Raw genomic sequence first — 18,672 nt, 5'->3', positions numbered from 1 at the left:
AGATAAAAGGAATGTAAATGGAAAGAAGGCAGGTTATGAACGTGGATGAACAAAAAGAAGGGGCGATCTATGCAGCCCTTTCTTACATGATGTGGGGAGTCGTGCCGATTTACTGGAAGTTCCTTCAGGGGGTCGGTGCAATAGAAATTTTAGCTCAGAGGGTATTATGGTCTTTCGTGTTCATGCTGGTTTTATTGATGTTCATGAAAAAATGGCAGTCGTTTCTTGTCTATGTCAAAAACATAATGGGAAATCCCAAACTCTTTGCGGCATTACTTACGGCGTCACTGCTTGTTACAGCTAATTGGGGAGTGTTCATCTGGGCCGTTAACTCAGGACGGATCCTCGACACGAGCCTTGGATATTATATCAATCCGCTAGTCAGTGTACTATTGGGAGTGATAGTCTTAAAAGAAAAATTGAGCGGGGCCCAAATCATTTCGTTCCTGCTTGCAGGAATCGGAGTCTTGATCCTGGGCATTCATTTTGGCACGATCCCGTGGATTTCTCTTGTTTTGGCCATGACCTTTGGATTATACGGTCTGGCAAAAAAAATGATCAAGGCCGAAGCGGCGATCGGGCTGACGCTCGAAACGATGATGGTAACGCCTCTGGCCCTGGGTTACCTGATATACTTGATGAACCGATCAGAAATGCAATTCTTTACAGAAGGAAGCACAAGCTTGCTGTTGGTGGGCGGCGGGATTGTCACGGCCTTGCCTCTTTTATATTTTGCAAAAGGGGCGGAGAAAATCCCGTTATCGATGCTTGGCATTTTTCAGTATATCGCTCCGACCTTATCTTTATTGATCGGGGTATTCATCTATCATGAAAGTTTTACCAAAGCACATCTTTTAGCCTTTTTGTTCATATGGTCAGCCTTGGCGGTTTATACACTATCCATAACGAAATGGGGTCAGGCCAATGCCCGCAGGCTTAAAGGCAAAGGGAATATTGGTGCATGAATAAGAAAAAATGCTTGGGAGATCTCTCCCCAAGCATTTTTTTACGCCGGTATATAAAACAGAAAGGTCATGAAAGGTATATCTTCGAACCTATTTCAGAAACAATACAATTGGAAAGGCTGACAGGACAGTGTTCGGGCTTTGCTCTATTTAGTTGGAATTGTCTATAGAAGGAACTATCCAGGAAAATGATATGCGTTGTCAGGAATGCTGATATGGTGGCGTACGGCTTTCTATTGCTATTTAATTCATTGATGATTCCCTGTGAAGTGGTAATCCCGATCCCGTGGCCATAAAAGAGGTTTCTCCCTAATAATATGGCATTTTCACCTTGCCATTCAGGAGTTGACTTGTCGTGATCAGGGTTAATGAAGTAAACGCAATCGCCTGGTGAATAATCCCTTCCTTGATGAATATTAAGAGCCATATTCTCTGGAGGGCGCCAGTCATATAAAAAAAGGTTTGAAAAAAGATAGTCGAAATTCCTAGGTCCGATTAAATCCAAAATCGCCTTTAAAAAAGTGACGACTATTGCTGTCCCGCATTCGAAAGCATAAAGCCTTCCATTCATGAAAATGTCCAGAAGTGCAGCATGAGGGAAAATCCCTGGCTGAAGAGTAAAGGTGCCACCCTTTGAAAGGCGCCAATATTGTTCATTGGATTGCGATTCCTCAAGTGTGGAAAATTCTGCATCACTCTTATCCAACGCAATAGCTGCCTCAATGACTCGGTGCCTCAGCTGCATATCGAAATTAAACTCACCAAAGTTCCGGTATTCAAGAACGTTAGAATCTCCCGCCAAACATTGGAGAATTTCAAGTGATTTAGCAGATGCTATTCCTGGTTGGATTTGACTGACATCTAACCATTTGTGATTAATCTTTATCATGATCATATCCACCTTTTGCTTATTAAATTAACGGTTTATAAAACCAGTAAACATAAATGTCTACATGTAATGCTCATTATATGAACGCCTGCAAAGAAATGACTATTTGCCACCGTTGCATCCAAGAATGATTGGAATGGTAAGAGGCAGAATTACCTTGCTTTCAATGATTTTCGTTCCTAAAGATGTTTTGCTAGATATCCTTAAGAGCAAGGAATACCTTTCCAATTAGTGAGAAGAAGCAAATTAGTATTCCCTTTTCCCTATGAATTGATATAATGAGAGAGAAAAGTTCATATGTGCGAGAAATGTAGGGGGGCCAGTACTGCTGGCTGAGATTGCATCCTTTAGATGCTGACTCTTTGAACCTGATCTGGATGATGCCAGCGGAGGGAACATATTATTACTGATTTTCTGTTTTGTATGTTAACGTCCGAATTCATCTTCGGGCGTTTTTTGCTTTTTTATCCAGTATTTGAATAGACCCTGGAGTCCCATTATGGTTCCGGCATATGGATCTTATATGATGTATAGGAGGATAATAACTTGAATAAATTCTTACCACTGTTAACTTCGTTGTTCCTTTTGGCTGGATGTGGTGCAGGCGGAACTAATGAAAAAGAAGAAGCATCCAAAAATGAAGAATTAAAAAAGGTATCGGTCGTTCTCGATTGGACACCGAATACAAACCATACAGGATTGTATGTTGCCAAGGAAAAAGGTTATTTTAAAGAGCAAGGTCTTGATGTGGAAATTATCATGCCAGGTGAAGCTGGAGCGGATAAGCTTGTCGCTTCAGGAAAATCTGAATTTGGCGTGAGCTACCAGGAGGGCATAACACAGGCCCGCGTGCAGGGCGTGCCAATTGTTTCGGTTGCTGCCGTCATCCAGCATAATACCTCTGGATTCGCTTCCCCTGAGGCAAAGAATATAAAAACTCCCAAGGATTTTGAAGGGAAAACGTATGGTGGCTGGGGGTCTCCGGTTGAAAAGGCCATTATTGATTCACTAATGAAAAAAGAAAATGCGGATGTAAATAAAGTGGATATAGTCAATACAGGAGACATGGACTTTTTCACTTCGGTTAAAAGGGATATAGATTTTGCCTGGATTTATTATGGATGGACAGGCATTGAGGCTGAGTTGCGAAATGAAAAGCTTAATATGGTTTACTTAACCGAATACTCTGATAAGCTTGATTACTATACGCCTGTTTTGACTACAAATGAAAAGATGATAAAAGAAGATCCCGAAACTGTTAAAGCATTCGTTCATGCAGCATCGAAAGGGTACCAGTTTGCGATTAAGAATCCTGCTGATGCAGCAGACATGTTAATTAAGTCTGCGCCGGATCTTGATGCAAAACTAGTTAAGAAAAGCCAGGAGTGGCTTGCAGCCAAGTATCAGGATGATGCTCCGCGTTGGGGTGAACAAAAACTGGAAATCTGGAAGAATTACAGTGATTGGATGACTGAAAACAAACTTCTTGAAGGTGATTTCGATCCTGAAAAGGCATTTACCAATGAATTTTTACCAAAATAGGAGGAAATACAATGGCCAATTCATTAATTAGTATACAAATTATTCCTAAAGGGGAAAATGTCATCCCTATGGTCGATGAAGCAATCAAGATCATTGAAGAATCTGGTGTCAAGTATGAGGTTCACCCGCTTGAAACGACAATGGAGGGCGAGCTTTCCGAACTTTTTGCCGTGATAGAAAAAATGAATGTAAGAATGATTGAAATAGGATCGCCGAATGTCATTTCGCAAGTGAAAATATTATATCAGCCAAGCGGGATTACGATGGATACGTTAACGGAGAAATATCGGGCATGATCGGAAGGGGAATTTGGAAGAAGGGGGCTCCCTTCTTTCTTTTATTATTGTTGCTGATAGTTTGGGAGTCAGTGACAGTCTTATTGAAGGTTGAAGAATGGCTGCTTCCCGCTCCATCGGCCATTTTCATTGAAGGAATTGAGTCGTCGCGCAATCTTTACGGACACCTTATATCGACAACTGAGCTTGCGTTGTCGGGTTTTTTTATTGGAAGCTGCATCGGCTTATTGATCGCAGCAATCCTACACCTATTTCAAGGTGTGAAGGACGCGGTTTATCCTCTGCTCATACTATCACAAAATATACCTATCATAGTTTTGGCCCCGCTTTTGGTGATCTGGTTTGGCTTTGGCATGCTGCCTAAGTTAATAGTGATTTCGCTTGTATGTTTTTTTCCGGTTGCGGTTGCATCATTGGACGGTTTTCGCCAGACACCATACGAACTTAAGCATTATTTCAAGATGATGGGAGCTGGAAAAAACCAGTTATTTTGGAAGCTGGAATTTCCTCACTCAATCCCGTTCATTTTCTCCGGCCTGAAAATTTCGGCCACCTATAGTGTAATGGGTGCGGTTATTTCAGAGTGGCTCGGGGCAAAATCGGGGATTGGTGTTTATATGACGCTCGCGTCCTCTGCGTTCAGGACAGACCGGGTGTTTGTTGCCATTTTCATCATCATGGGAATGAGCCTGATCTTTTTTGGAATCATCACCTTCCTGGAGAAATACTTAGTTTCTTGGAAGAGAAAGGAGGGCGGCAAGGATGAAGCTGGAAATTAAAGATGTCTCCTATTCTTTCGATGGTAAACAGAATATATTGGAGAATATGAATTTTCATGTGGATGATGGGGAATTTGTCACGATCCTTGGGCCATCGGGCAGCGGTAAAAGTACATTGTTCCACTTGATCGGCGGCATTTTGAAGCCGGATCATGGCATCATTTCACTGGATGGTAAAAAGATAAATGGCTTAAAGGGCCATATCAGCTATATGCCGCAGCAGCCTTCCCTTTTACCTTGGAGAACGGTATTGGAAAATGTTTTGCTTGGAAGTGAACTTGCTGGGATCAGTGATAAAGAAAAGGCAAAAGCCCTTTTAATGAAAGCTGGATTAGAAGAGTATGAGAAAGCATATCCGCATGAATTATCAGGAGGCATGAAGCAAAGGGCCGCATTCATCCGGAGTATCTTAAGTCCACAGGACTTGATGTGCCTGGACGAACCCTTTTCTGCCTTGGATGAACTGACAAGATTGCAAATGCAAAAATGGCTGTTGTCGGTTTGGGAAGAAAATCGGAGGTCGGTGCTTTTTGTTACGCATAGCATAGATGAAGCGGTTTTCCTATCCGATAGAATTTATGTGTTATCAGCAAAACCGGCTGCTGTCATCAAAGAAGTGAAAGTTCCATTTCCAAGGCCAAGAAGTGAAGAACAGCTTCTTAGTGATGAATTTTTTCATTTGAAAAGAGAGTTATATGCAGCACTAATGCCAACTCTTTCTACTTAAGGAGGCTATTAAATTTGAGAATCATCGACAGCCATATCCATTTGGATAAATATGATGTTGTTAAGCGGAAGCAGATTCTGACTGACATGGAAAAGGTTCATTTGCAATCCTTGCTGACTGTTTCCATGAATTTGGCTTCTTCGATTAACAATTATCAGCTTTCACTGAAAGATTCCCGAATTAAGCCTGCCTTTGGCTTTCATCCAGAGCAGCCCCTCCCGAGTGATGAAGAAGTGAACGAATTATTGAACTGGATGCGGGAACATCGTCAAGATATGGTTGCCATAGGTGAGGTTGGACTGCCCTATTACTTAAGGCAGGAAAATCCCGATATTGATAACTCAGCGTATATATTGATACTGGAGAAGTTCCTGGCTTTTGCTAAAGAGGTGGAAAAGCCGGTTATCCTTCATGCCGTCCATGAAGATGCACCTATCGTTTGCGACCTTTTGGATAAGCATCAAATCACAAAGGCGCACTTTCATTGGTTTAAAGGCGATATCCGGACAGTCGAAAGAATGGCCGAAAAGGGCTACCACATTTCGATTACACCTGATGTTTGTTATGAGAGGGAAATACAGGAATTAGTTTCGGCATACCCACTTAAGCTGATGATGATTGAAACGGATGGCCCATGGCCGTTTGAAGGGGTTTTCGAAGGGAAATGGACCCATCCCGGCATGATGCATGACAGTGTGCGTCAAATTGCTTCGATTAAAGGATTGCCGATTGAGGATGTTTATGAAACCCTTTATCAAAATACGAAAGATTTTTATCATATATAAGGTACCGGCTATCATATCCGGTACCTTTTTAGTTCGTTCAAAGGAAGGTCCTTTTAACCTTTTCCCAAAAGGAATTGTCTTTTAGCTTAACGGTCTTGATGACTTTACCGCTTAACCGGACCTTTACCTGTTCGACATGATTGATGCTTAAGGCTTCATTGTCCATTCCGATGATCGGATAGCTTGGTCCGTTTTGTTCAAGGTGGATGGTCAACGTCCTATCACCGCTAAGTATGAATGAGGAACCTAAGGTCCGATAGGTATTATTATTGATGGAAGCAAGCTCGCTCACTTGAAAGCAAGGGAGAAGGGGATCGACAACCGCCCCATTGACCGATTTATTATAGGCGGTGCTTCCGGTCGGAGTCGCAATGATGATTCCGTCCCCGCGAAAAGTTTCAAAATGGAGTCGATCAATGAAAATATCCATGATGAACGTTTTGGTGATGGAAGACCGGATACTGAGTTCATTAAGGGCATAAAAGGAAGGCTGATCGTCCAATTGGATATCGATGGTTGGATATTTACGCACCTCAATTTGCTCTCTAGTCATGGCATCGATCATTTTATCCGTATCTTCCAAGTGGAAATCGCAATACATATTCAAATTACCTGTGGTGGAAATGCCCGCATATAAACAGTCATCCCTGAACCCGGTTTTACGGGCTGCCTGCAGGAATGTGCCGTCATCACCGATGCTTACTATAATGTTTGCTTTTGTGAAATCCTGGATGACTTCATACGAATGTTGCTTCGCCAAGTCTGACAAGTATTCAACCTTGCTAAGCATCTCTGCATTCGGTGCATGGAAAAAATAAATATTCCTTCGAGTGTTCATAATGATCCCTCCTAGTATGTATGGTGATGAAAGGGCTTTCTTTATCCTGTTTACGATAAATGCAATTTGTGCAAAATGCACCAATTCATTTCCAAATTGAGGATTCTTTGCTACAATTTTATATGTCTTAGTTTATCATGGAATGAAACATTTTTGTTATTAGTTCGTATGGTAAGAAGGATACATATATTTAAGGGGGAAAACAGATGAATGGAAAGCGTTGGGCGGCACTTGGAATTGCAGCCGTTTTATTTTTTGTTTCTATTGCTGTAGGGATTTCTACGACTCTATTTACAAAGGATACGGAAAATATCATTGATGATTTATTTGCTTCTGAAAGTGCATTTTACGAGGAAGTCATAGAAGGCGATGATTTCTCTAATGTTATTGCCGTATTCGATGTAGAAGGCACGATTCAAGATACAGGAGAAGCATCATTACTTAGTTCGGCAACATATAATCACCGTGCCTTCATGGATAAGCTGAAGATGGCTGAGGAAAATGATGATATCAAAGGAATCATCCTTCGGGTGAATTCTCCAGGCGGCGGTGTCGTCGAAAGTGCAGAGATATATGAAAAGATCCTTGATATCAAGAAAGTGAAAAAACCTGTTTATGTATCAATGGGGTCTATGGCAGCTTCAGGAGGATATTATATTTCTGCACCAGCCGATAAGATTTATGCTAGTCCGGAAACGATGACGGGTTCACTTGGTGTCATCATGCAGGGGTATAATTACGAGAAGTTGGCCAAGAAGTATGGTGTTGAGTTCCAAACCATCAAAAGCGGACCACACAAAGATATTATGAGTCCGACCCGGGAAATGACTGGTGAAGAACGTGAAATACTCCAAGACATGATCGATAATTCTTATGACCAATTTGTAAAAATCATTGCAGACGGACGCGGTATGTCAGAGAAGGAAGTAAGGGAAATCGCCGATGGCCGCATTTATGATGGACGTCAGGCTAAAGAAAACCATCTAATCGATGATTTCGGCCATTTGGATGATGTAATTGCCGCGATGAAAACGGATATCGGCGAAAAGGATGCTCAAGTTATCCGTTATACAGATGAGGCAGGATTCGGTTCATTATTCAGTATGGGTGCGCAAAAAATGTTGGGAAATGATGTGGAAACGGCAGTCTTGACAAAAATCCTTTCCTCTTCAAATTCTCCACGCTTAATGTATTTGTATGCGGAATAGGGGGGCTGAAGGATGACGGAACGAAATGAAAATAATGAACAAATCGCTTCATCCAATCTAATGGCAGATCAAGAGGTTCCCGTTCAGCAGGGATTTTCACCAGTCAGTAAGGCCGTGGATGATGACGGTGTCAAGAAAGTGCATTTTGCCGGTTTTTGGATGAGGTTTTGGGCCTATTTAGCCGATCTATTGGTTATCGGAAGTTTGAACCGGATTTTGATTCATCCCATCTTCAAGTTTTATGAAGGGACAGATGATCTCTGGTTTTCCGCAGAGGGCTTTTTAACGGGGGTCGTATTCTTCTTATACTTTGTTTTGATGACCAAATTCTTGAACCAAACTCTTGGTAAAATGATTTTTGGACTGAAAGTCGTGGCATTGAAGGAAGAGAAAAAAAACATTTCATGGGGCACGATTTTGTTCAGGGAGCTGATTGGCCGCTATATTTCAAAGGTCACTTGGATTGGCTATCTCTTGGCAGGCCTATTACCGAAGAAACAGGCTTTGCATGATGTCTTTGCAGACACGGGCGTTGTGTTGGTCAGAAGATGATTTCTTCTATTCATAAATCTGTAAGAGCGTGATTTTCGCTTTTGCAGGTTTATTTTTTTTGCATATGTCGATAATGATAGGCTGAAGGGGTGTGGGTGCATGAAGTGGCTTTTTTTGATTATAGGTATCCTCATTTTGGTGCTGCTAATAGTTGTTTTCACTAAAGTAAGTGTGTCCATCGACTACAAACGTGTCCAAACTAATGACCTAATACATATTAAATTATCAGCTTGGTATGGGCTTTTTCACTATACATTCAAGGTTCCGGTCATCAAAATGGAAGATGACTCGGCAACTGTAGTAGTAAACGAAGAGCAAGAAATGAACGGAAAAACAAAAAAGGAAGAAAAGAACAAATTCACATCCGAAGATTTACGTGAAGGATTTGCAGACATTCTGGAGATGCTTCAGCATATCATCGGATTCCATAAGATCGTCCGTCACTTCGCTGGGAAAGTCCAAGTCAAAAAATTCACCTGGCATAGTAAGGTCGGTACTAAAAACGCTGCACACACCGGTGTTTTAACAGGAGCATGCTGGGCACTCAAAGGTTCCATCATCGGTTTGCTGACAACCTATTTCAACTTCCTGATCATGCCCTCCTATTCCATTACACCCGACTTTCAGAGATGGCAGGCAAACACATCGATTTCCTGCATATTACAATTTAGAATCGGGCAGGCTATGGTGACTGGAATAAAACTGCTTCGTTATTGGAAAGGCGGAAAGCCGCATTTCAAGTCGAGGAAATTAGCGAAGCTATCAGGTGATTCCAATAAACAATCGTTCTAGAGTGGAGGAATTTAAATGTCAGATCATCCGATCCAAGGTTTAATGAAAGAAGCGATGGAAAATCTGAAAGAAATGGTCGATGTGAACACGATCATCGGGGATCCGGTGGAAACTCCGGATGGAAGTGTCATTTTAACCGTATCCAAAGTGGGATTTGGTTTTGCAGCCGGTGGCAGCGAATTTGTAATGGATGGAAACCATCAAGGACAGCAAGGTGGTTCCAAGCAACCCTTTGGCGGCGGTAGCGGCGGCGGGGTCTCCATAACACCAATTGCCTTTTTGATTGTCGGATCCCATGGAGTGAAAATGATCCATCTGGATGAAGGGACGCATCTTCTCGAAAAAATGATGGATTTAGCTCCTCAAGTCGTCGATAAGATTCAGTCCATGCTATCCAAGAAAGACAATAATCAAAAGCAGGGCAGTAATCAAAACCAAGGCGGCAGTCAACCAGCTGCAAAAAGGTACCAAGAACCTAAAATGGATATAGATTTCTAACTGCGACTCGGCATCCGCCGAGTTTTATTTTTGCTGCAGTCTGCCATTACACCTTCAAAAGCTTGGATGTCATGTACGGGCACCAATCTCATTTCCCAAACCAATTAATTGCAAAATTCCGGCAAAACAAATATTATTATGCTTGTACATATAGCAGAAAAAGGAGGAATTTTTAATGGCTTCAGTTACATTTAAAAACAACCCGATCACTTTAGTGGGACCAGAACTAAAAGTTGGGGACAAAGCGCCTGACTTTACAGTATTGGCTAATGACTTATCACCGGTTACATTAAACGACTCCAAAGGTTCTGTCCGCATTATCAGCGTGGTTCCATCCGTGGATACAGGTGTTTGTGATGCACAGACGCGTAAATTCAATGAAGAAGCGGCAAAATTGGATAATGTAAAAGTACTTACGATCAGTAACGATCTTCCTTTCGCGCAAAAACGCTGGTGTGCTGCCAGCGGCTTGGACAATGTTCAAGTTCTTTCCGATCACCGTGACCTTTCATTCGGTGAAGCATATGGTGTCGTCATGCAAGAACTTCGTCTATTGGCTCGCTCTGTATTCGTAGTGAACAGCTCTGATGAAATCACATATGTAGAATATGTAAGTGAAGGCACAAGCCATCCTAATTACGAAGGTGCAATCGAAGCGGCTAAAGCGGCAAAATAAGATGCGAATACTAAGAAACCGGGCGCGATGTGCCCGGTTTTTTGTTTTACAGAGTGCTTTGTTTAACGGATGTTGTTGAATAAACACCATTGGAGTGGACAGGGGCTTTTTAGGCCCTGATTTTCAATGGAGCTGTGGTTATATTAGTCTTTGTTCGTTTCTTATACACTGTTTTTATCATTAATATCCTCAATTTAGTTATGGCTCTAAACTCGGGCCATTCAATGGTAAGACAATCTTGCCAGACCACTCTTGGCCATTAGGTGTCCCGACTTTTATGTCAATTTCATTAGGCCACGACGGCATTTGTCTTTGATGGGGTCCTGGAAAAAAACCCGCTTGTTGCCCTGCTCGATATCCATCTCGATACCCTTGACGATACCCTTGTCTATACCCTTGACGAAACCCTTGTTGAAACCCTTGTTGCTGCCTGTTAAATTCATCTTCTGACTGAATATCATGTTGCTGATTTATCGGATTAACCTGCCCATGATAGTTTTGATATTGATTATCCATATAATCACCACCTCATGCATGATATTCTGTTTGGGCATTCATTGAGCCTATCCAATTAATAAAAAAACTGTAGACAAAATCATTTTCATCGAGTTTGTCACAGTTATTTTATGGCTTGTACAATTTGGACGTTGATTGGAACGTAAGGCACTCGCTTTCCGCGGGCGGTCCGGGAGCCTCCTCGGCGCCTTTGCGCCTGCGGGGTTTCCCCTGGACGCGCTTTTCCCGCAGGAGTCTCGTACCTTCCGTTCCAATCAACTTTGTTATAAAATTTAGATACAAACCATACCTAATACAGGGGAACAACCCTGTTTTTTTATTTGTTTTAATTACTCATGGTTAAAAATTTTGAAAAAGAGTGTCTCGCGCGAATTCATTATATGCGGACTTTCGAATCGGAAAACAGTACGCTAAACAAACGAAGAATGATAAGCAGGACGTACGGCTTGTATCTCTTTCTTCTTACCTTTAAAATAGGGACAGAAGCAAACAGGAGGAATTAATAAGTGAAGTCTACCCCAGTTGAACAATTATTTTATGAATTTGATGAAACAGCCCAAATATTGCAAAGTGAACTATCATGTACGTATCTGGATGCCTTAGGTGAAACGGGCGAGAATTTCTTCGAAGGGAAAGTCCTGCAGGAGGAAATCAGTGAAGTATCGAAAAAAAGGTTAGTGAAGCATTATGCAGATTTTTCACCAGAGAAATATGAAAAAGAAGCAATCCGAAAAGCGTACCAGCTTGCCATTTTAAAAGGCATGCAGCAGAGCGTTCAGCCGAATCATCATATGACTCCTGATGCAGTCGGCATGTTCGTCAGTTATTTAGTCGGTAAATTCACAAAGGATCAAAAAGAGATAGTCATGCTCGATCCAGCCATCGGAACGGGGAACTTACTATTTGCGATCTTGAATCAACTTACTGATAAAAACATCGCTTCATATGGTGTCGAGATTGATGAAACCTTGATCAGGCTTGCTTATGCAGGTGCCAACCTGCAAGAACACCCGCTGCAATTTTTCAACCAGGACAGCCTGGAGCCGCTTTTCATCGATCCTTCAGATGTTGTGGTCAGTGATTTGCCGATTGGTTATTATCCGAATGATGTGCGTGCAGCTGAATATGAATTGAAGGCCGATAAGGGACATTCGTATGCACACCATTTGTTTATTGAACAAGGTGTTAAACACGCGAAGGATGGCGGTCATCTATTCTTCATTGTCCCGAATAACCTGTTCGTCTCGGAGGAAGCGCCGAAACTCAATGATTTCCTGAAGAAGCATACACATATCCAAGGGATGGTGCAATTGCCGCTATCCATGTTTAAGAGTGAAGCGGCTGCGAAAAGCATCCTGATCCTTCAAAAGAAAAAAGAGGGTATCGAAGCACCGAAGAAGGCATTGCTCGTACAGCTTCCGAAGTTGTCGGATTTCGAAGCGACAAGGTCCGTCATGCAACAGATGGACGATTGGTTTAAAGAGGAAAAATAGTCAATGAAAGCTGATGCCCCAGGCATTGGCTTTCATTTTTTTATTTGAGAGTGATTATTTGCAATTATTCATTAATATTTGGTTGAATCCGCTTGTCATGATAAGATTGTACAATACACTGCACGTTTCGTTGAGATAGCATTGGAAGAACTAGCTTAGAGAAAAGGAGCAGGATGGATGTCAAAAATCATGGCTATTAATGCGGGCAGCTCTTCATTGAAGTTTCAGCTTTTTGAGATGCCTTGTGAAAAAGTAATTACAAAAGGTCTTGTAGAAAGAATCGGCTTGAAAAATTCCGCATTTACTTTAAGCGTCGAAGGCGAAAAGGTCTCTGAAACGCTGGATATACCCAATCATGAAGTGGCTGTAGGGCTTTTATTGAAAAAGCTGATTAACCATCGCATCATTGACTCCTTTGAAGAGATAGATGGCGTAGGGCATCGGGTGGTGCATGGCGGTGAGGTATTCAGTGACTCGGTCTTGATTACGGAGGACGTAATAGCGGAAATCGAAAAGCTTTCCGAGTTGGCGCCCCTTCATAATCCCGCCAATATCACCGGGATCAAAGCCTTCAGGCAAGCACTGGATGATGTGCCAGCGGTTGCGGTATTCGACACTGCCTTCCATCAAACGATGGCAGCAGGTTCCTATTTGTACAGCTTGCCTCTTGAATATTATGAAAAATACGGAATAAGGAAGTATGGTTTTCATGGTACTTCACATAAATATGTATCTCAGCGGGCTGCCGTAATGATTGGCCGCCCAATTGAACAGCTTCGATTGATATCGTGCCATTTAGGGAATGGTGCAAGCATCACGGCCATAAAGGGCGGCAAATCAATTGATACATCAATGGGATTTACACCATTGGCCGGTGTTACTATGGGAACTCGTTCAGGGAACATCGACCCTGCATTGATTCCTTATATCATGGAGAAGACGGGTAAAACAGCAGATGAAGTTCTGGATGTCCTGAATAAGAAAAGCGGCATCCTTGCCCTTTCCGGTTTTTCCAGCGACCTGCGCGATATTCAAGTTGAAGCGGATAAAGGCAATGAGCGGGCTGAACTCGCACTTAAAGTATTCGCAGACCGAATTCACAAGTACATTGGCTCCTATTCAGCTAAAATGGGAGGTGTGGATGGCATCATTTTTACAGCGGGCATCGGTGAAAACAGTCAAACCATTAGGGGGCGAATCTTGGAGGGACTTGAATTCATGGGGGTTTATTGGGATAAGGATCTCAATCGCACCTCGGGTAAGGAAGCGTTCATCAATGCACCCTATTCCCCTGTAAAAGTCATGGTCATCCCCACTAATGAAGAAATCATGATTGTCAGGGATACCATGAAAATAGCTTTGCGCGAAACTTGGAAAACATGACTTCCTGTTTTTTTATAATGATCCCCTTATCCCTCTGGTAAGGGGTCTTTCCCGTGAAATTTCCTCCTCAAAGTCCGACTCCTCATGGAGTTTAAGTCCATTCAGCCCATCCCCATTTACACTGGATTCCCATCATCCGTTCTCTGAAAAGCTTCCCTCTATGGTATACTTAAGGGAGAATCCACCAATTCTGTACATAGGAGGCTTGATGCATGGAATTCACGAACCGGGAAATGAAAATTTGGAATGAAATTAGTGAATGGCAGGAAAAACTTTATCAATATGAGCCCACGGACCTTGCTGCATTGTATGATAAATGGCTGGAGCAGGGGTTTGCACTGCTTCCTGAAAACGTCCAACAACAGTTTTTTGAAAAGCTGGATACCTGGCTTTTTCATTTACATGCCATGGTTCAGAGCTCACAAGTTCAAATAGATGCAAGAGAGCGGATTTTAGCATCAGCGCGCGTGTTTAATGAAGAAATCGAAACATTGAGTGATTTGAATCATTTATCGATCGATCAGTTGAATTACATAGCCAATCAGCATATCGCTAAGCATCGCTTATATTCATTTGCACAGGGCGGGATGAGCGGATCAGGAGGCCTGCTTCTGCTAGGGAGCGATATTCCAGCCATGACGGTCATCAATGTCAGGATCGTACAGCTGATTGCGATGTCTTATGGTGTTGAGGTGAATACGCCGTTTGAAATGATGTTGGCCCTTAAGGTATTCAATGCAGGAGCGATGCCAAAGAGGCTCCAAGGAATAGCGTGGGAAGAATTGATCCGCGAGGTCCAGACCGCAGAAGATGACTATTTTTATTTAGGAATAGAAGAACTGACAAACCCTACCTGGATGGAACAGCCTCTGAAGCAGCTGTTGAAAGCATTATCCATTACTGTTTTTCGAAAAAAACTGGTTCGGGGCATACCGTTCATCAGCATGGCCATCGGGGCTGGAGCCAATTATCAAATGACCCGGAGTGTCAGTGAATTTGCCCAGAAGTTCTATCAATATCGTTATTTACTGGAGAAGAAGGCTGATGAAGAATGAGTGTCAAGAATCATAAAAAAGCCATCACGGAGCCAGTTCGCTGCATGGTGATAACCGTAAGTGATACACGTAATGAAGAAACGGATAAAAGCGGAGCACTGATGATGGAATTGCTGAAATCGAATGGTCATGAAGTGAATGAATATGTAATCGTTAAAGATGAGCGGAAAGCGATTCAGGATGCGGTCACTTCTGGTAGCCAAAGCAGCAAGGTCGATGTCATATTAACAAATGGTGGCACTGGCATCGCCAATAGGGATGTAACGATCGAGGCGGTCAAAGAGTTGATGACCAAGGAAATTCCCGGTTTTGGCGAGATTTTTCGAATGCTCAGCTATCAAGAGGATATCGGGTCTGCCGCCATTCTATCCAGGGCGATTGCCGGAGTCGTGAACAATAAAGCCGTTTTTTCCACCCCAGGCTCATCAGGGGCGGTTCGGCTTGCGATGAATAAATTGATTCTTCCGGAATTGGGACATGTCGTTGGTGAACTTCGCAAGGATTTATAAGAGGATGCAAAAAAAAGCCACAGTTTTAAACTGTGGCTTTTTTTGCATGGAATAGGCCTTAATTATGCATCTTTTCACTTACGACTTGATTGGCACGATACCATAGCCATAAATCATTGATGATGGAAGCAAGTTCCGCAATTTCGGAATTGAGCTGGCATGATTTGGCGAAATTACTTTCATCGGAGAGCCGAAACTGCTTTCGGTTAATGGTGGATTCCAGTTCCTTGATGCGGTCCGGGATGCTTCCCCGGATATTCTCCCAGTGTACGAGTATTTGCTGTTGCTCGCCTTTTGTATATTCATCCCACTCCAGATTCAAATCGGGAATTGAGATGCCAAGCCGTTCATCAAAGGTAAATAGTTCTTTCATATGCCCTCCACTTTTCGATTTATCATACTCCTAGTTTACTATATTCCCGCGGAAGCATCCAATGTGTAAATTCACAAAAATTATTAGCGGATTATTTAGCAAAATCTTTAAAATACCCCTTGTATTCCTTTAATAAAGATGATAAAGTACTAATCATAGATTGAATAAAAATAACAAACGATGAATTTTTATTCACACGAAAGGACGATGGAAATGGAAAATCAAAAAGTTGTTTTAGCATATTCCGGAGGTTTGGATACTTCCGTTGCAATTAAATGGTTACAAGATCAAGGGTACGAAGTTGTGGCATGCTGTTTGGATGTCGGTGAAGGAAAAGATTTGGACTTCATTAAAGAAAAAGCGATCACTGTTGGTGCGGTAAGTTCCTATGTCATTGATGCGAAGGACGAATTCGCTGATGAATTCGCATTGACGGCTCTTCAGGCACATACTTTGTATGAAGGGAAATATCCATTGGTATCAGCTTTATCACGTCCGCTGATCGCGAAGAAATTAGTGGAAGTGGCTGAAGCGGAAAACGCGGTAGCCGTTGCGCACGGTTGTACGGGAAAAGGAAATGACCAAGTGCGTTTCGAAGTATCCATCTCCGCCTTGAACCCTAATTTGCAAGTTCTTGCACCTGTTCGTGACTGGAAATGGTCTCGTGAAGAGGAGATTGAATATGCAGCGAAAAATGGCATTCCCGTTCCGATTGGCATGGCGAGTCCGTTCTCGATTGACCAAAACCTTTGGGGAAGAAGTAACGAGTGTGGAATCCTGGAAGATCCTTGGGCAGCTCCGCCGGAAGAAGCATATGATTTGACTGCAAGCCTTGAATGTACGCCAGATACTGCCGATATCATTGAAATTGGTTTTGAACAAGGTGTGCCGGTAACATTGAATGATAAAAACTATAAATTGGCTGACCTGATTGTCGAGTTGAATCAAATTGCCGGCAAACACGGAGTTGGACGTATCGATCACGTTGAAAATAGATTAGTAGGAATCAAATCCCGTGAAGTTTATGAAGCTCCTGGTGCGATGACATTGATAGCTGCACACAAAGAACTTGAAGATATCACGCTTGTAAAAGAATTGGCTCACTTCAAACCGGTGATCGAGAAGAAAATGACTGAATTGATTTATGAAGGACTTTGGTTCTCTCCGCTTCAAAAAGCTTTGGCTGCATTCCTGAAAGAAACACAAGTGAATGTAACGGGTACGGTCCGTGTCAAACTATTCAAAGGTCATGCGATTGTTGAAGGAAGAAAATCCGAGTACTCTCTATATGACGAAAAATTGGCTACCTATACCAAAGCAGACGAATTTGATCATGATGCAGCAGTTGGATTCATTAAATTATGGGGACTTCCAACGAAAGTGAACAGCATGGTCAATAACAAGAAGGTGACAGTGTGAGCAGCAAGCTTTGGGGAGGAAGATTCACGAAATCTGCCGAAGAATGGGTAGATGAGTTTGGAGCTTCCATTTCCTTTGACCAGGAACTTGTCCTTGAAGATATTCAAGGCAGTTTAGCTCATGTAACCATGTTAAAGCAATGCAGCATTTTACCTGAAGAAGATGCGGATCAGATCATTGCAGGTCTGAAAAGTTTACAGGAAAAGGCTGAGAAGGGTGAATTGACTTTTAAGGTTGAGATGGAAGATATCCATCTTAACCTGGAAAGTATGCTAATAAGCGAAATCGGTCCAGTTGGCGGAAAGCTTCATACAGGAAGAAGCCGTAATGACCAAGTTGCAACCGACCTTCATCTATATATGCGGAACCAAACGAAAGTGATCCTGGAACTCATCAATGATTTGCAAATAGCGATTTTGGGACAATCCAAGAAAAATGTGGAAACGTTAATTCCAGGTTATACACATTTGCAGCGTGCACAGCCCATTTCATTTGCGCACCACTTAATGGCTTATTTTTGGATGCTTGAGCGTGATAAGCAGCGTTTCACCGAGAGTTTCAAAAGGATCAATATTTCTCCATTGGGTGCTGGGGCATTAGCTGGGACGACTTTCCCGATTGACCGTGCCCTCAGTGCCGAGCTATTGGGGTTTGAGGGAATTTACGAAAACAGCCTTGATGCGGTAAGTGATCGTGATTTTGCCATTGAATTCATGAGCAACAGTGCGACAATGATGATGCATTTATCCCGTTTCAGCGAAGAAATCATTCTCTGGTCAAGCCAGGAATTCCAATTCATTGAATTGGATGATGCCTTTTCCACGGGAAGCAGCATTATGCCGCAAAAGAAAAATCCTGATATGGCGGAATTGATCCGTGGTAAAACAGGACGGGTTTATGGAAACCTAACGGGGTTATTAACTGTTTTGAAAGGACTGCCGCTTGCTTATAACAAAGATATGCAAGAAGATAAAGAAGGCGTTTTTGATACGGTTAAGACCATTGTTGGTTCACTTAAAATATTTGCCGGCATGATTTCAACGATGAAAGTGAAAACGGACGTAATGGAAAAAGCAACAAAAAATGACTTCTCGAATGCGACGGAATTAGCTGATTACCTAGCTTCAAAGGGAATGCCTTTCCGTAAGGCACACGAAGTGGTCGGGAAGCTTGTATTGTTCTGTGTCCAGAATGGCTGCTATTTAGTGGACCTAAGCATTGAACAATTCCAGGAAGCTTCCGAGTTGTTTGAACATGATATTTATGATGCATTAAATCCTTATGAGGCCGTTAAACGCCGTAACAGTGCGGGCGGTACAGGTTTTGCCCAAGTCTTGCTGGCGATTGAAAAAGCGGAAAAACTGGTAAGTGAATAAC

Annotated in this window: 21 protein-coding genes and 1 riboswitch; of the genes, 17 read left to right on the top strand and 4 right to left on the bottom strand. The window is 42.4% G+C overall.

The annotated features are described in order from the left end of the window. Positions 1-35 precede the first annotated feature (35 nt). On the top strand, positions 36-965 hold the full coding sequence (gene rarD, locus ACIQZD_RS03990) for an EamA family transporter RarD (protein WP_402898428.1): 930 nt from the start codon (positions 36-38) through the stop codon (positions 963-965). A gap of 67 nt (positions 966-1,032) precedes the next feature. On the opposite strand, the gene ACIQZD_RS03985 is transcribed toward rarD, so the two are convergent. Continuing rightward, positions 1,033-1,854, bottom strand: coding sequence for a protein-glutamine gamma-glutamyltransferase (locus tag ACIQZD_RS03985; protein WP_402898425.1), 822 nt, complete (start codon positions 1,852-1,854; stop codon positions 1,033-1,035). A 302-nt stretch (positions 1,855-2,156) separates the two neighbouring features. Continuing rightward, positions 2,157-2,266, top strand: a riboswitch (TPP riboswitch). Positions 2,267-2,400: 134 nt separating this feature from the next. On the opposite strand from ACIQZD_RS03985, the gene ACIQZD_RS03980 reads away from it, so the two are divergent. From ACIQZD_RS03980 to ACIQZD_RS03960, 5 genes are read left to right on the top strand one after another with little or no spacing between them, the layout of a single operon-like run. Next, positions 2,401-3,396: an ABC transporter substrate-binding protein gene (locus ACIQZD_RS03980; RefSeq protein ID WP_402898423.1), complete on the top strand. Its 996-nt coding sequence runs from the start codon at positions 2,401-2,403 to the stop codon at positions 3,394-3,396. Between the two features lie 11 nt (positions 3,397-3,407). Further along, a complete protein-coding gene (locus ACIQZD_RS03975; protein ID WP_034309193.1) occupies positions 3,408-3,692 on the top strand; it encodes a thiamine-binding protein in 285 nt (94 codons plus the stop codon). Beyond that, positions 3,689-4,471: an ABC transporter permease gene (locus ACIQZD_RS03970; RefSeq protein WP_402898420.1), complete on the top strand. Its 783-nt coding sequence runs from the start codon at positions 3,689-3,691 to the stop codon at positions 4,469-4,471. The genes ACIQZD_RS03975 and ACIQZD_RS03970 overlap by 4 nt, the downstream gene beginning before the upstream one ends. Continuing rightward, positions 4,455-5,198 (top strand): ABC transporter ATP-binding protein, encoded by a 744-nt coding sequence (locus ACIQZD_RS03965; protein WP_402898417.1) that lies wholly within the window; start codon positions 4,455-4,457, stop codon positions 5,196-5,198. The genes ACIQZD_RS03970 and ACIQZD_RS03965 overlap by 17 nt, the downstream gene beginning before the upstream one ends. A 14-nt stretch (positions 5,199-5,212) precedes the next feature. Continuing rightward, the gene (locus ACIQZD_RS03960) at positions 5,213-5,983 is read left to right on the top strand and encodes a TatD family hydrolase (protein WP_402898412.1); all 771 of its coding nucleotides are present in this window, start codon (positions 5,213-5,215) and stop codon (positions 5,981-5,983) included. 37 nt (positions 5,984-6,020) lie between these two features. Here the strand turns inward: ACIQZD_RS03960 and ACIQZD_RS03955 are convergent, their stop codons facing one another. Then, positions 6,021-6,821 carry an NAD kinase gene (locus tag ACIQZD_RS03955; RefSeq protein WP_137018150.1) on the bottom strand — a complete coding sequence of 267 codons (801 nt, stop codon included), beginning with the start codon at positions 6,819-6,821 and terminating at the stop codon, positions 6,021-6,023. A 206-nt stretch (positions 6,822-7,027) separates the two neighbouring features. Here ACIQZD_RS03955 and sppA point away from each other — a divergent pair, with 206 nt between their 5' ends. The 5 genes from sppA (at position 7,028) to tpx (ending at position 10,547) form a co-directional block, all read left to right on the top strand. After that, the gene (gene sppA, locus ACIQZD_RS03950; RefSeq protein ID WP_402898408.1) at positions 7,028-8,029 is read left to right on the top strand and encodes a signal peptide peptidase SppA; all 1,002 of its coding nucleotides are present in this window, start codon (positions 7,028-7,030) and stop codon (positions 8,027-8,029) included. Between the two features lie 12 nt (positions 8,030-8,041). Continuing rightward, positions 8,042-8,581, top strand: a complete 540-nt coding sequence (locus tag ACIQZD_RS03945; RefSeq protein WP_402898405.1) for an RDD family protein — start codon at positions 8,042-8,044, stop codon at positions 8,579-8,581. Positions 8,582-8,680: 99 nt separating this feature from the next. After that, the gene (locus ACIQZD_RS03940; RefSeq protein ID WP_402898402.1) at positions 8,681-9,373 is read left to right on the top strand and encodes a DUF2953 domain-containing protein; all 693 of its coding nucleotides are present in this window, start codon (positions 8,681-8,683) and stop codon (positions 9,371-9,373) included. A 15-nt stretch (positions 9,374-9,388) separates the two neighbouring features. Beyond that, positions 9,389-9,871 (top strand): GerW family sporulation protein, encoded by a 483-nt coding sequence (gene ytfJ, locus ACIQZD_RS03935; RefSeq protein ID WP_137018154.1) that lies wholly within the window; start codon positions 9,389-9,391, stop codon positions 9,869-9,871. 175 nt (positions 9,872-10,046) lie between these two features. After that, a complete protein-coding gene (gene tpx, locus ACIQZD_RS03930) occupies positions 10,047-10,547 on the top strand; it encodes a thiol peroxidase (RefSeq protein WP_101222931.1) in 501 nt (166 codons plus the stop codon). A gap of 198 nt (positions 10,548-10,745) precedes the next feature. Here the strand turns inward: tpx and ACIQZD_RS03925 are convergent, their stop codons facing one another. Beyond that, entirely contained in the window at positions 10,746-11,063 is a 318-nt protein-coding gene (locus tag ACIQZD_RS03925) for a hypothetical protein (RefSeq protein ID WP_402898397.1), read from the bottom strand. A 506-nt stretch (positions 11,064-11,569) separates the two neighbouring features. Between ACIQZD_RS03925 and ACIQZD_RS03920 the strand changes: the two genes are divergently transcribed. The 4 genes from ACIQZD_RS03920 (at position 11,570) to ACIQZD_RS03905 (ending at position 15,503) form a co-directional block, all read left to right on the top strand. Further along, on the top strand, positions 11,570-12,556 hold the full coding sequence (locus ACIQZD_RS03920) for a class I SAM-dependent methyltransferase (protein WP_137018157.1): 987 nt from the start codon (positions 11,570-11,572) through the stop codon (positions 12,554-12,556). A 177-nt stretch (positions 12,557-12,733) separates the two neighbouring features. Next, positions 12,734-13,939 (top strand): acetate kinase, encoded by a 1,206-nt coding sequence (locus ACIQZD_RS03915; RefSeq protein ID WP_402898393.1) that lies wholly within the window; start codon positions 12,734-12,736, stop codon positions 13,937-13,939. A 212-nt stretch (positions 13,940-14,151) separates the two neighbouring features. After that, complete coding sequence (locus tag ACIQZD_RS03910; RefSeq protein ID WP_402898391.1) at positions 14,152-14,994, top strand: EcsC family protein; 843 nt, start codon at positions 14,152-14,154, stop codon at positions 14,992-14,994. Then, complete coding sequence (locus tag ACIQZD_RS03905; protein ID WP_402898388.1) at positions 14,991-15,503, top strand: MogA/MoaB family molybdenum cofactor biosynthesis protein; 513 nt, start codon at positions 14,991-14,993, stop codon at positions 15,501-15,503. The genes ACIQZD_RS03910 and ACIQZD_RS03905 overlap by 4 nt, the downstream gene beginning before the upstream one ends. Positions 15,504-15,561: 58 nt before the next feature. Here ACIQZD_RS03905 and ACIQZD_RS03900 read toward each other — a convergent pair whose 3' ends face one another. Continuing rightward, positions 15,562-15,876: a hypothetical protein gene (locus ACIQZD_RS03900; RefSeq protein ID WP_101222925.1), complete on the bottom strand. Its 315-nt coding sequence runs from the start codon at positions 15,874-15,876 to the stop codon at positions 15,562-15,564. 213 nt (positions 15,877-16,089) lie between these two features. Between ACIQZD_RS03900 and ACIQZD_RS03895 the strand changes: the two genes are divergently transcribed. Both ACIQZD_RS03895 and argH read left to right on the top strand, forming a co-directional pair. Next, complete coding sequence (locus ACIQZD_RS03895; protein ID WP_402835313.1) at positions 16,090-17,295, top strand: argininosuccinate synthase; 1,206 nt, start codon at positions 16,090-16,092, stop codon at positions 17,293-17,295. After that, a complete protein-coding gene (gene argH / locus ACIQZD_RS03890; protein ID WP_402898385.1) occupies positions 17,292-18,671 on the top strand; it encodes an argininosuccinate lyase in 1,380 nt (459 codons plus the stop codon). Before ACIQZD_RS03895 ends, argH begins: the two co-directional genes overlap by 4 nt. Position 18,672 lies beyond the last annotated feature (1 nt).

This window comes from Peribacillus sp. NPDC096447 (assembly GCF_044762725.1).
GTDB lineage: Bacteria > Bacillota > Bacilli > Bacillales > DSM-1321 > Peribacillus.
This window is presented reverse-complemented; position numbering and strand designations above follow the sequence as displayed.

Coding starts and splice junctions, on each gene's coding strand:
- ACIQZD_RS03955 (WP_137018150.1), bottom strand. CDS start 6,821: ATGAACACTCGAAGGAATATTTATTTTTTCCATGCACCGAATGCAGAG.
- ACIQZD_RS03945 (WP_402898405.1), top strand. CDS start 8,042: ATGACGGAACGAAATGAAAATAATGAACAAATCGCTTCATCCAATCTA.
- ACIQZD_RS03940 (WP_402898402.1), top strand. CDS start 8,681: ATGAAGTGGCTTTTTTTGATTATAGGTATCCTCATTTTGGTGCTGCTA.
- ACIQZD_RS03965 (WP_402898417.1), top strand. CDS start 4,455: ATGAAGCTGGAAATTAAAGATGTCTCCTATTCTTTCGATGGTAAACAG.
- ACIQZD_RS03985 (WP_402898425.1), bottom strand. CDS start 1,854: ATGATAAAGATTAATCACAAATGGTTAGATGTCAGTCAAATCCAACCA.
- tpx (WP_101222931.1), top strand. CDS start 10,047: ATGGCTTCAGTTACATTTAAAAACAACCCGATCACTTTAGTGGGACCA.
- ACIQZD_RS03970 (WP_402898420.1), top strand. CDS start 3,689: ATGATCGGAAGGGGAATTTGGAAGAAGGGGGCTCCCTTCTTTCTTTTA.
- ytfJ (WP_137018154.1), top strand. CDS start 9,389: ATGTCAGATCATCCGATCCAAGGTTTAATGAAAGAAGCGATGGAAAAT.
- sppA (WP_402898408.1), top strand. CDS start 7,028: ATGAATGGAAAGCGTTGGGCGGCACTTGGAATTGCAGCCGTTTTATTT.
- ACIQZD_RS03910 (WP_402898391.1), top strand. CDS start 14,152: ATGGAATTCACGAACCGGGAAATGAAAATTTGGAATGAAATTAGTGAA.
- rarD (WP_402898428.1), top strand. CDS start 36: ATGAACGTGGATGAACAAAAAGAAGGGGCGATCTATGCAGCCCTTTCT.
- ACIQZD_RS03905 (WP_402898388.1), top strand. CDS start 14,991: ATGAGTGTCAAGAATCATAAAAAAGCCATCACGGAGCCAGTTCGCTGC.
- ACIQZD_RS03900 (WP_101222925.1), bottom strand. CDS start 15,876: ATGAAAGAACTATTTACCTTTGATGAACGGCTTGGCATCTCAATTCCC.
- ACIQZD_RS03925 (WP_402898397.1), bottom strand. CDS start 11,063: ATGGATAATCAATATCAAAACTATCATGGGCAGGTTAATCCGATAAAT.
- ACIQZD_RS03895 (WP_402835313.1), top strand. CDS start 16,090: ATGGAAAATCAAAAAGTTGTTTTAGCATATTCCGGAGGTTTGGATACT.
- ACIQZD_RS03975 (WP_034309193.1), top strand. CDS start 3,408: ATGGCCAATTCATTAATTAGTATACAAATTATTCCTAAAGGGGAAAAT.
- ACIQZD_RS03915 (WP_402898393.1), top strand. CDS start 12,734: ATGTCAAAAATCATGGCTATTAATGCGGGCAGCTCTTCATTGAAGTTT.